8 protein-coding genes and 1 pseudogene are annotated in these 12,712 nt (G+C 30.3%); 3 read left to right on the forward strand and 6 right to left on the reverse strand.

Annotated features, from left to right (window positions below):
- On the forward strand, positions 1–2,183 hold a 2,183-nt coding region (locus V6U76_RS01940), incomplete at its 5' end, for a hypothetical protein (RefSeq protein WP_333023339.1).
- A gap of 68 nt (positions 2,184–2,251) precedes the next feature.
- Here the strand turns inward: V6U76_RS01940 and gmk are convergent.
- The 6 genes from gmk to V6U76_RS01970 all read right to left on the reverse strand — a co-directional run bounded on the left by gmk (position 2,252) and on the right by V6U76_RS01970 (position 9,947).
- On the reverse strand, positions 2,252–2,887 hold the full coding sequence (gene gmk, locus V6U76_RS01945) for a guanylate kinase (RefSeq protein WP_333023340.1): 636 nt from the start codon (positions 2,885–2,887) through the stop codon (positions 2,252–2,254).
- 21 nt (positions 2,888–2,908) lie between these two features.
- Entirely contained in the window at positions 2,909–4,714 is a 1,806-nt protein-coding gene (locus tag V6U76_RS01950) for a pentapeptide repeat-containing protein (RefSeq protein ID WP_333023341.1), read from the reverse strand.
- Positions 4,715–4,789: 75 nt separating this feature from the next.
- Positions 4,790–5,437: a dioxygenase family protein gene (locus tag V6U76_RS01955; RefSeq protein WP_458695390.1), complete on the reverse strand. Its 648-nt coding sequence runs from the start codon at positions 5,435–5,437 to the stop codon at positions 4,790–4,792.
- A 16-nt stretch (positions 5,438–5,453) separates the two neighbouring features.
- Positions 5,454–6,695 (reverse strand): KAP family P-loop NTPase fold protein, encoded by a 1,242-nt coding sequence (locus V6U76_RS01960; protein ID WP_333023342.1) that lies wholly within the window; start codon positions 6,693–6,695, stop codon positions 5,454–5,456.
- 1,417 nt (positions 6,696–8,112) lie between these two features.
- The gene (gene ispG, locus V6U76_RS01965; protein WP_333023343.1) at positions 8,113–9,372 is read right to left on the reverse strand and encodes a flavodoxin-dependent (E)-4-hydroxy-3-methylbut-2-enyl-diphosphate synthase; all 1,260 of its coding nucleotides are present in this window, start codon (positions 9,370–9,372) and stop codon (positions 8,113–8,115) included.
- Positions 9,372–9,947, reverse strand: coding sequence for a TRP75-related protein (locus V6U76_RS01970; protein WP_333023344.1), 576 nt, complete (start codon positions 9,945–9,947; stop codon positions 9,372–9,374). Before V6U76_RS01970 ends, ispG begins: the two co-directional genes overlap by 1 nt.
- Positions 9,948–10,145: 198 nt before the next feature.
- On the opposite strand from V6U76_RS01970, the pseudogene V6U76_RS05675 reads away from it, so the two are divergent.
- Both V6U76_RS05675 and V6U76_RS01975 read left to right on the forward strand, forming a co-directional pair.
- A pseudogene (locus tag V6U76_RS05675) lies at positions 10,146–10,506 on the forward strand (IS982 family transposase); the annotation flags it as partial.
- 832 nt (positions 10,507–11,338) lie between these two features.
- The gene (locus tag V6U76_RS01975) at positions 11,339–12,019 is read left to right on the forward strand and encodes an ABC transporter ATP-binding protein (protein ID WP_333023345.1); all 681 of its coding nucleotides are present in this window, start codon (positions 11,339–11,341) and stop codon (positions 12,017–12,019) included.
- Positions 12,020–12,712: the final 693 nt, after the last annotated feature.

A 12,712-nucleotide genomic window follows, 5' to 3' on the forward strand; every position in this document is an offset into this window, starting at 1 on the left:
TAAAAAACACGGATTATGCAAAGGATTGTGAATATGGTGGAAAAATATTCTCTGTGAAATCAATGCATATTAATCATCTTGGTACAGTCAGAATAAAATTATCGATAATCAAGGTTAGTGTACAAAACACAAATCATGTGAATAATCACCAATATATTACTGAAATGTCTTCATTGAAACCAATTCATATAAGTGATGATGGTATTGGTCGAATAAATTTTTCGACGAAAGACGTAGAGAAAGCATATGATGAATATGTCAGAGGATTAGAGGGTACAGAAAATGCTAATAGTGTGGTTTTTTCCGTAGATAATGCTCCAAAAAATCAACATTCAAAACCTCTTGCTAATTGTAATGATAGACCACCAACACCACACCCTTCTAAAAAAGAATGTGAGTTACATAAACAGAATAATGTATTAAATTTTTTTAAAAACATGAATGGAGGTGAGTTTTTACACAGTACTCAATCATTGCTTGATCAACATTCAGTACAAGCTCCATCTCCACCACAAAGAAAAAGAAAGTCACAAAATACAGCACCTATTTTTACTACTAATAATAATTTAACAAACACAGGAGGCAATAACATGCTTACAACACAACAAAATAGTGCTTCACAACAAGTGAAGGCTAATTCAGAACAGAGTAATAATTTGCATGCTCATTCAAAAGAGCTAGAACATTCTTGTGGAAGCGATGAAAGCACTCTGGGTATATCTTTGCCTAATTCACATAATCGAACAAATACTGATGATGCAGAGCTAACTCCAAATTCGCAAACACCACAACCTGTAAAACCTCGAAGGGCTGCCAACGCAGGAAGCATTGAGGAATCTCAACCACCGTCACCTGAAGATGCACAACGTGATATTTCTACAGTTCTTTCTCAACCTATAAAAGAGATAGAGAACACATGTGATAACTCAGTAAATAAAACTGAAATGAGTGATATAAACAATAAAAAAGGAACTAATCCATTTGGAAATGATAGTGATTTTGAAGAGGAAGATGAAAAAGAAGATACTATGAGCAGAAGAAGTTCTGGCATAGGAACAACAACGTCAGTAACTACTGAGCCACCTATTTACGCAAAAGTCAATAAGGAAAATAACAAATATAATACTACATACAATACAACTAGTCAAACATGCAAAGGAGGTGGTGATAGTATTTTTTCAAATTTAAGTACAAATAGCGGAGTAGATTCTGATGCTCCATTAGTTCCTCCAAGAAATAAACCAGCAATTGTTACAAAAAAGTCACGCAGTTTTTTTATACCAAGCGAGATGCATGCTTTAAAACAAAAAGGCTTTATTATTCCTGTAGTTAGTGGGTCATGCATTTTGCTATGTACATCTATATTTGCAGGTTTAGCATATTCAAAAGATAAAGAAAAACTTTTTGCATTTATTACAAGCAATCCTAAGTTACTTACAATAACTGCTTCTGTAGTGCTAGCATTATTTATTATAAGTATATATCACGCAGCAAAAAAATCTCACTATCATGAAATTAAAGATAAGGATAATAGTAAAGTTTTAAAGAGTAATAGTCAAATTTTAAATGAAGTATGTGATTATATACAACAAGATGAAGTGCAAGATAAACTTATCAAAAGTATGCTATTAAAATATAGTAATAACACTTATTCAACTTTTACATTCAGCGTTTTAGAGTCAAAAAGAAAGTTTTTTAATATCGATGAAAAAGTAATAAGCAGAACTAATAAATTAGAGTCAATAATAAATGATAGACCACTATTTACCGCATTATTAACTGCTTTCATCACTGCAAATATCATGCTTCCTTCGTTACTATACGCTACAGGTGGTGTGAATAACGTTGCTATGTTTTATAAAATGCTTCCTACTACTGATCTAGGAATCTCAATAATTGTAGGTGCAAGTTTATTTGCATTATCAATACTATGTCTTGGAGTGCGTTACTATAATAAAACGAACTGCACTAATTTAATTTATCCATGTACTACAACAAAAATCAAAGATAAGCACGGAGAAATTAATGTAGAAATAATTGGAGAAATATGTAGACAGAAAGTAGATGTACTTGGAGGAAGTCATAAGAAAGAAGCAAAATGTGCGAGCTTAAAACTTGAACAAATTGTTGTAGAAAGACATAATGCTGACCCAACGATTTACAATGTAATAAGTTGTGCATAGTTTATCACAAGACATTAATGATGAAAATAGCTTTTTATAAACCAGGAGAATATAATACTAGTGATAAATTATGATACTAGTATATTGTTAATGAAATTTTTTAAGTTAGCTTTTCTTCTGGTTTTTAACTTTTCTGCATTTAATATTGAGCTTATTTCCGTAGTACTTTTGTTAATATCATAATTTACAATTATGTAATCATATTTGAAACACTTTTTTATTTCATTTTGAGCCTCAATCAATCTATGTTTTATCACATCCTCTTCATCACTGTTACGATTATCTAAACGTATCTTTAATTCACTCATTGAAGGGGGAAGTATAAAAATAGTTACAACATTTTTTTTTATAATTTTAGATAGGTAAAATGCTCCTTGCCAATCTATATTTAGTAAAACACTTATTCCTTTCTTTATATTTTCTTCTATAAAATCTTTAGGAATACCATATAAATTATTAAAAACTTTAGCATACTCTAACATATCTCCAGACTTACACATACTATAAAACTTTTCTTCTGTAACAAAAAAATAATCTTTACCCTCTATTTCTCCGAAGCGTGGTACACGTGTTGTAACAGAGATAGATTTTACTAAATCATTATGTTGTTTTAGTAAGTTATGAGATATTGTTGTTTTTCCTGCTCCGGATGGAGAAGAGAGTATTAATAAGATACCTTCACTTTCCAATATTTGTTCTTTCATACTACTTATAGTATAGGCATGCTAATCACGGATCACAACATTTTTTAGTCTTGTATTCTTTTGCACAATAGCTTTGTTAAAGTCAGATTGAAAGAAATTAGCATAACTTAAATCAGCATTTAAGAAATTAGCTTCCAATAAGGGAGAGTTGACAAAAATACTATAATGTAACTCTGTATTTTCAAAATTTGTTTGTTTTAAATTTACATTCAAAAATTTTACTCTATCAAGTATTGAATTACTAAAATCTATGCCTTGTAAGTTTAGGTTGTTGAATTCAAAATCAGAATAATTTACCTCTAGCTTTTTATTTTTATCTGCTCTTCCTTGTAAATCTTTATGTGAAACTATAGCATTATTTGAAGTTAAGTAATCATTTAGTTTATATTGTCCTTCATTATCAATAACAATTGTATTATCAAATCTTGAATCCATAAGATTAGCATTTGCTAGCGATCCTTTATATACAATAGAGGAGAGAAAAGGCGTGTTACTAATAATTATATTATCCATATTGCTATTAAAGAAGCTAGTTTTTTTTATAGTATTTCCATGTAAAAAAGATGATGTGAAGTTTCCATTAATAAAGCTGCTATTTAATATTTCTGAGTTAGATAAGTTGATATTTTTGGCAAGTAGATCTACAAAAGCTGTGCCGTATACTTTACTAGAGTTCATGTAAGAATTAGAGAATTGGGAATTGTATACTTGGGAATTTTTGAATTCCATACTGTACATTGAAGCAAGAAACAAGTTTACATTACTTAATTTAGAATGAACAAATGATGAATGATCGAGAAATGCACTCATTACATAAGAATCTGTTATTTTAGTTTTGTAGAATTTTCCATTTCTAATATCAGCATCTGAAAGAACAACTTTGTTTAAATTGCTGGAGCTAAAGTCGCTATTGTATAGACTTGCATCCTTTATGGTTGATTCAACAATGTAAGCATGGGTTAATTTAGCATTATCTAGCTGTGCATCTAGAAAGTTTGAATACTCCACGTTTGTATAAGAGATATATGAATTATTCAAAATTGCTTTATTAAAATTACTATCAACTATACAAGAAGAAGCTAAATTAGCATTACTAATGTCACTACCAGTAAGATCTGATGCCTTTATGTAAGAACCGTATATATTAGCACCTTTAAGTGAAGAAAATTGAATATTAGATTGACATATATTTATGCCATATAAATCTGCATAATCTAGTTTACTGTTCTGTATAATGATATTGGCGGCTTCAACATTGTTAAAATATGCATGATTCAAGTCTGAGTTAGAAAGAGTAGAAAATTTAATTTTTGCATTTGAAAAGTTAGTATAAAGACCAGTAAAGTAACCAATGTTTACCATTAACAAATTAGAACCAATAAATTCTGCATAACTAGCATTAGATTCATCAAGTAACACATTAGTTAATTTAGCAGAAGATAAATTAGCAAAGCGTAAATTTGTTTTCTTCATATTAACATTATTCAAGTTAGCACCAGAAAAATTAGCACCACTTAAGTCTGCACCTAGAAAAGACACACCTGATAAACTAGCACCAGAAAAATCTGCCCCGATTAAACTTGCTCCATCAAAAACTGAATCTTTAAGAGATAACCCGCTAAAATCTGCTCCATTTAAGTTCAAACTAAAACGCTTGACAAAGTTCTCAGGCAACTTTTTTTTCTTACATTCTATTAAAAATTTGATAAAACTTTTTTTATTATAGTTTGTATATTTAACATGACTGAGTACATCAAAAACATCTATTGTATTGCAATAACATAGTTGAGATGTAAAAACAAATAATAATATTAATAATACACGCATACCTAACTAAAATTATTACTACGTTACAAGAAACTTTTTAGAAATATGATCAGTCTAAAAAATAAAGTCATATATCTACCTTTTGGCAATGTATTTATTATATCCTTCTAGAGTAATATTAAATGTGTAAGTTTTTACATTTTGTTTCCTATACGACACTGGTGCTATCAATAAACTTGCTAGTCCATTTTCAAGAAAATCCTTAAGAACAGGATCGTTACAATTCTTATCGTTATAATCTGCAAAAAACATTTGTGTTGTAAACTTCAAAAAATCAGGATGCTGAACAATAAAATTAATGTAAGGCGCTTGTCCAGTATGTATATCAGGCATTATGGTAATGAAATGATAATATCCTAAATTATCTGTAATAAATTTACCAGAAAGATTATCAATTTGTTTTCCTTTATGCCACATAAAAACAACTGCATTTTGAACTGGTAAACAAGATGCATCTGTCACTCTGCCAACTATGTGTATGAGTTCTCCTGCTATATTCTCTGGACTTCCTGTTTTGCGCCTTAGGTTATTTGATAAACTAAATTGTGTTGGTTTGTCATCAAGCTTGAGTATTTTCGGAGTCTCAATGCAATTTAAGAGTATTGGGTCAACTGCAAAAGATGTTGCAATATTGGTTGTCATAAAAAATAAAAATAAAACAGCCCTTATTATCATATTACTTAAAATAACTTTACTTGATTTTAATGCTGCTTTTTTAAACATAGTGCAAACTCAAAACTTAATCTATCATGTTCTTTATTTGGTATATAATCCTATTATCAGTTGTCTCATGTTTATTTGAGACAACAATGGTTGTATCAAAGGCTCCCTTTAGTAAACTTTTAAGAATTTCCCACTCCTCTTGATTATTTAGTACCATTATCTTATATTCATCCTCAATCTTTTCAAGTGCTGTTTTATAAGATGACCACAGTTCTTCATAAACTTTATTGTTTGTTACTTGTAGTATGATTAAAAATAAAAATAAATCTATGAAAGGTAATTCCTTTTTTCTATAGTTTGAGAGAGATAATTTTACCTTCTTAGTGCAGTAATCGATTGTTTTTAGTGAAAGTGACATATTTTTTGCAAAAAAAGTGAATTTATCTAGTATTGGCTTGAGGGATTTTTTTTGTAATTCTGAATCTTCAAAAAGCTTTTTTATAAATAAATTTACTGAACCTTTTGATAAATATAATGAAAGATTAGTAAAAAAACTTAAATCAAAATTTGCTCCAAGTAGTGTATTGATTGCCTTATACACGTTACTTTTATCTCTACTTATAGCCAGAATAACAACTATTCCTTCAATATTTAATGTATATTTTATGGCCTCTAAAAAATCTACAATGAATTTAGGACGGCATATATCTAAATTATCAACCATTATATAAATATTTTTACCATTTCTAATTTTATTCACAATTTTTGTAAACTGGTTTTGAAAATCTTGCATACCTGCCTTTCTTCTTTTTAGGCTATTTAGGTCTTGTAGAACAGAGCCTATGTCTTTCTTTTCTGCTTCTTTTGTTGCATCAAAAAGCACAGAAAACATACCAAGAGGAGACTTGCTGATTAGTTTGTTAACAGTATTTAAAGAGAATAATTCTTGGTTAATGCTTTTTAATTGAGTAATAGCACTTTTTCTTATTTTATATTTAACGAATAAGTCCTCGAACAAAAAATTTAAGAAAGAAACTAAAGGTTGTTCTAATGAATAGATATCCCATGCATCGTAATAAACAGCAATCTCATTTTGACTTTCTAGCGTTTTGATCCATTTTTTTAGAAAAAAAGTTTTACCAAATCCACTATATCCTTCTAAAGAAATAACTCTATCAGTACTTTCTAATGTACTTAAAATAGTATTAAATTTATTTACAGTTTGTTCATACTCAAAATAGCTATCTTGCCAGATATTTTCATGTATTACTGTTTTTTTCTTCGGTTTTAAAAATGAAAGTAACTTTTTAAAGCACATAAAGTATTTAAAATTTGTTTATAATACTACTTCACATATTTTCCTTAAATTAGCTTTAATTGACCTAACTTTTCTTACTTGTTTGTATGATACGCGAATGTTTTTAATTAGCTATGAAATTTTTACATCTATTGAGTTGCTTCTTATAAGAAGAAGAGTTTAAAGATTGTATTCACAATAAAAGTACGGTAATATAATTAGTATAGGTATTAACAAAAGAGGTTAAAGAAATGAAAATTTTACATAAGGTTTTATTGCTATGATATTCTTTCTATAGGTTTTTGCTTTGCTTATGATACTTATATTGCACTCCATGGTAATGTAGAATTGAGTAGCATCGAGACATCAGTTCCTTCTGGTGGAGTAGCAGCTGGAATAATTGGCAATAATATGAGATTTGAATTTGAATATGATTACTCACATTATATTTTCCAATCAAAAAATATTACTACGCATGCACCTATGGTTAACATGTATATTGACTTTAAGAGCCTGTTTAGAATCTTCGTAACAAGAGAGAATGATAATCTGTAGGCTAGTATTTAGCATCCGTTCGCAATTTTTCCACTGGACTTTTCTAACCAAGCAAAAGAACGCTCAACAACCAATCTCTTCTGCTGCAATTGGTCTTAAAAAAACTAGTTGGAGAGAACAGTGGTAGGAAAGAGCAAACCAGAACAGAAAAATTAAAATTTTCACTTCTTACCGTTGCAATTATATGCGTATTTCTGCTCGTGAATATTACGATATTGGTTCATTTATTGATAAACATGGAGTCGAGGTAGGGTTACTGCTTTTGATAAAGTCAAAGGCTTTTAGCATAGTTTAGTAATTTTTTTTAATTTGTAGTTGCTTTCTCAATACTTTTTTAGTAATTCTAAGAACCTGTTAAGAATTTCGGATAGAGTATGTAAAATAAGAATAGATTTAAGAAATAGGTATATCTATGCGAAAAAGTTATCCAAGCGATGTAAGTCAAAACAATTTGAAAAAATCATAGCAATTTTGGAAAATAGTAAAAAAACAAGACCAAGAAGCTTATGATTTGTTGTATGAAGCATTATATGTTCTAAAAAGTGCTTGCCAATGTAGGATGTTACCAAAGAATTTTCCACCCCGGTTATGGATTAAGTTGTACAGTAAACCTTAGAAATAGAAGGCTTTTTCGGCTGCATAGAATATGAAACCCAAAGCCTCTATATTTCCTATACTTTCTTCTTCCCTTAATACAAAATTAGCGTGATAAGGAGAGAAATTTAATCAAAAGAATGTTCAATAGTATTTCTGTAAAGTGACCACTCGTTATAGCCATAGCTTTTCTAACTTTTCTTTATATTTCTGGCATTTCCTTTGGTTAAAGTAAGTATTGAAACTACATAAATGTCTCCGAGGTTGATATTGTGATATAAATTCGAAGTTATTTATAGTTATTAGAAACATAATTATCTACTATTTTTATAAACTCTTCAAAAATATAATTACCCTTCAGGGTACAAAAATTTTTACCACCAACATAAACCGCCGCAACAGGTTTTTCACCATATCCTGGTAAACTAATTCCTAGGTCTGCATGTTTACTTTCTCCAGGACCATTTACTATGCATCCCATTACTGCAATTTTCATGTTTTCTACACCTGGGTTTTTATCTCTCCATATGGGCATATGAGTTTTTACATAATCATTTACTTTCTCAGTTAATGTGCGATAATAATCACTATTAGTACGTCCACAACCAGGACATGAATTAACCTGCGGAGTAAAATAACGCACGCCTAAAGATTGTAATATTTCTTGACATACTATCACTTCACTAGTACGCGATTCACCAGCACGCTGAGTCAAAGAAGCTCTAATAGTATCACCAATGCCATTTTGTAAAAGATAACTAAGCCCTGCTGTTGTATTGATTACTCCTCTAGTCCCCATACCTGCTTCAGTTAAGCCTAAGTGCAAAGCATAACTAGATGATTGTGCAAGCTCAGTATAGACTAAAATTAGATCTTGTACTTTGCTTGCTTTACATGAAATAACAATCCTATCTGAATTCAAGCCAATTTTTTCAGCTTGTCTTGCGCTTTCCAAAGCAGATGTAACGAGTGCTTTTCGTAAGATTTCATTTGAAGATTTTGGGTAATGTGCCAGAGCATTCTCATCCATTAACTTTTGCAATATTATTTTATCAAGACTTCCCCAATTTACACCAATCCTAATTGGAATATCATGTTTTACTGCATATTCTATTACTCTCTCAAATTTCTTATCACGTTTGCTTCCAAAACCTATATTACCTGGGTTAATTCTAATTTTACCTAACATTTTTAAATTATGTTGGTAATCTTGCACTAATTTATCTAATTCATATTGCCCACAACCTACAAGTACTTTGCTGTCAAAACCCTCTTTACTAATTTCATCAACTATATACGGTATTGACTCTGCTATTTCTTTAGAGTTGATAGCAATACGCACTAGCTCTGATCCTGCATGTAGCAGTTCTATTATTTCTTTTGCATACTGCTTAGCACAACTTTTAATATTGTGAGATTCTATAGGTACACCAAGTGCCATAGACTGAACCACTATAGGACTATCTCCACCTATCTTTATTTTTCCCACTTTTACAGTGTGAGTTTTATGTCTAGAAATGTGATTTATAGCATTATTTAAGTTGTTCATCAATCGTTATCGACTACACTTTCAAAAGAGCTAACTTCATCAGATGAAGATATCTTTGTATTTTGCTCAACATTCTGCACTGAATTTTCCTGTTTATCAGTTGTTATAAAATCATAAGAGCACATCATTTTTCTGACTTTCTTTTCTTCTACTTTTGTATCGTCATTAAAACCTTCCTTTATTCTTGTAAACTGCTCTGTTGTTTTGGTAGTATCTATGAAGCGCGCACCCTTGATGCGTGCAATGTCAATGCCATATTGATTTATCATTGCATTCTCTGAATCATTCTCTTTGTTATAAGCAGGATGCAAAGCAGCTTTATTCTTCTGTTGTTTTGGTTTGTTTTGTAAGTTATTTTTATTCACAATTTTATTTTGTAAATTTTTCTTCTTTAGCGAATTTCTGCGTTTTTTATATAGTTCATATGCTTTTACAAATTCCTCGTCCTCATAAAAATTAGTACCACCTGGATTAAATGCTGGTGGCTGTCTCTTGCTTAAGCTTACTTTACCTTCAACACTTTGGGTAAAGCTTAGCACTGTAAGTAAAACTGTAAATAAAGCATTAAAAACCATACAGGTACAGAGCAAATATCATTGTTAATTATTGCCAATAATTAACATCTAGTAAATTAAAATCTGCATGTTTAATTTCTATATGAAAAATTAATTACTTAAGCTTAAGTGTTAAAAAACCCAATTGCAGATTAGAAAACAGTGAAAAAGTGAGAAAATATGGTAAGCTCCAAGATATTATAAAAAAGGAAGTTACCAATGAAAAAAGGTATTACAGAACTTCATTGTTTAATAGAAGATTTTTGTTGCATTGCTGATGAAAATTTTCAGTCTATCAAGTAGTAAAACCCATTAGAGCACCAGGCATTACAACTATCGAAGGTATCACCATAATATTATCAATCTCCATATAAAAATTTTAAGTATTTTACTTAGATTACCTTAAAATATTTGACAAGAATGAGTTTCCAAAACTCTATCATAGATTTATCGCCTTAAAATCGAGGGTTTTATGGTACCTGATACTACTTTTGCAGTAGTTTTGCAGATAATCAAAATTTCGTATATTGACGTCACTTCGGTCATTGTTTGCCATAGGATCTCGAGAAACAAGGGTTTTTAAGGAATTACAAAAATTGGACGCGTTCATATGGGTGGTTTTTTGGTTTTAAGTTACACTAGACCTCTTACATAACCATACTAAAAGTTGTAATCTACTAGAAAATAATATGAGAGGGGTAATGAGGTTTGAAAAAATAAGCAGGTTGGGAGACGAAAGATTTCGCCGATTAACAGGTGTAAAGCTCAAGTAAGAGAATGACTGAGATTTTAATTGATGTAGAAGCTAAAAAGAAGGCCAAAGGAGGAAAATCAAACAAATTATGGGGGAAGACCGCTTGCTTTTGATGGAATATCTGATATAATTACGCAAAGCTATGGAATCAGTGAAGGTGCAGCATATAAAACGGTAAAATTGGTAGAAGATACTACTAAGCACCCAGTTTTGTGTTGCCAGACCGAAAAGAGTTGTTACATGGAATTTGATGCAACCGAGACTCTCGTGGAAATTCCCAAACAGAAAAGATTGATTTTATTCAAGAAAAAGCATAACATACAAGTAGAAAAATAGAGCAGTTTATACAACTTTTTCGAACGGTAAACGACATTATTTTCGAGTTTTCAAAGAGTCATATTTTAAAGGTTTTGGCAGATATAGAGGTTTGCAAAAAAATTCATGAAATTGCTGCATAGGAAGACGAAAACGTTTCGCTTCAAGGTTCAAGCTGGAATTTACAATCTGGATATGAGTTATGTAAGAGGCATATTGAACCCCAAAACAAATTGATAATTGGTGATTTATAGCAAGATTTGCAAATTTATATAAGAAGTCATCAATTAATCTTTATCTTGTAGATATTGAGTATATAATTTCTACAAGATAAAGTTAAAATATGAATGATGGCTTGATGTTAAATTTACTTTCTGTAACTAAAAGATATGATAACCGAGTTATTATACAAGATATAAATCTACATGTCAGAAAAGGTGAATTTGTTGCTTTGATTGGTGTGTCAGGGTCAGGAAAAACAACATTATTACAAATTGCAGGATTACTTAGTACCCCAACATCAGGGGAGATCTGGGTTAACAAAATGAATTGTACAAGAGCTAGCGATAAAGAAAGAACATATATAAGAAGAAACTCTCTTAGTTTTATTTATCAATTTCACCATCTGTTACAAGAATTATCAGTATTAGAAAATGTTATGCTTCCGCAAATAATTTCTGGAAGCAGCAAAACTGAAGCTAAAAGAAATGCATATAACATCTTGCAAGATATTGGCTTACATAGTAAAGCTCATTATATGATATCTGAAATCTCTGGTGGAGAGAGACAAAGGATTGCAATAGCAAGAAGCCTTGCCAAATCACCAAGCATTTTGCTTGCAGATGAACCTACAGGTAACCTTGATCCAACCAATGCTTCTTGTATATTTTCTTTATTACACTTATATTCCAAAAAACATGAGATTGCTATGGTAGTAGTTACTCACAACCATCTTTTAGCACAAAAAGCAGACTCAATCTTTGAGTTGAAAAATAAAAAATTAAGTTTATTGGATTCTCGATAAGGTTTCTATAATATATTTTATGCACAATAAATATTAGAAATTATTGATAATAATCTGCAAATATATCGTGTACTAGTTAAAACTGCGTTAATAGCGTCAGAACCTTTTTGCAAACTTAAGAACGAGCTAATTTACGTAACATAATGGTATTCATAAAATAATAGACATATTATTTTCAATAAACTTTGATTTTTAAGGTTACCGCAATATCATTGATCTGCAAAAATTTTTAATACTGTAATTCTTGCAAAAGCTCCTTATGATCTTGAATGCTTGTTGTAGATCAACTGCTATCACAAGGTTCAGTAGTATCTAGCAAGCCTTACACACCAATGATCATCATATTGCTACATATTAGACCTCTTTCAAAATTCACAACATCAACTCCAGATTGTAAATTCCAGCTATCAAAGTGATCTGTAAATAAATTTTAAACCTTTTTAATAACATTTTCTACGATTACTCTCTGACTAGCAAGCTCTTTTCCTTTTTTCTTTAGTCCTTTTTCTATGCTGCTTTCATGAATTCTTTGCAAACCTCTATATCTGCCAAAACCTTTAAAATATGACTCTTTGAAAACTCGAAAATAATGTCGTTTACCGTTCGAAAAAGTTGTATAAACTGCTCTATTTTTCTACTTTTTTCAAACCTCATTACCCCTCTCATATTATTTTCTAGTAGATTACAACCTTT

The sequence above is a fragment of the Wolbachia endosymbiont of Pentidionis agamae genome, from assembly GCF_036711655.1.
Taxonomy (GTDB): Bacteria; Pseudomonadota; Alphaproteobacteria; order Rickettsiales; family Anaplasmataceae; genus JAZHPY01.

Coding starts and splice junctions, on each gene's coding strand:
- gmk (WP_333023340.1), bottom strand. CDS start 2,887: ATGAAAGAACAAATATTGGAAAGTGAAGGTATCTTATTAATACTCTCT.
- V6U76_RS01950 (WP_333023341.1), bottom strand. CDS start 4,714: ATGCGTGTATTATTAATATTATTATTTGTTTTTACATCTCAACTATGT.
- V6U76_RS01955 (WP_458695390.1), bottom strand. CDS start 5,437: ATGTTTAAAAAAGCAGCATTAAAATCAAGTAAAGTTATTTTAAGTAAT.
- V6U76_RS01960 (WP_333023342.1), bottom strand. CDS start 6,695: ATGTGCTTTAAAAAGTTACTTTCATTTTTAAAACCGAAGAAAAAAACA.
- ispG (WP_333023343.1), bottom strand. CDS start 9,372: ATGAACAACTTAAATAATGCTATAAATCACATTTCTAGACATAAAACT.
- V6U76_RS01970 (WP_333023344.1), bottom strand. CDS start 9,947: ATGGTTTTTAATGCTTTATTTACAGTTTTACTTACAGTGCTAAGCTTT.
- V6U76_RS01975 (WP_333023345.1), top strand. CDS start 11,339: ATGAATGATGGCTTGATGTTAAATTTACTTTCTGTAACTAAAAGATAT.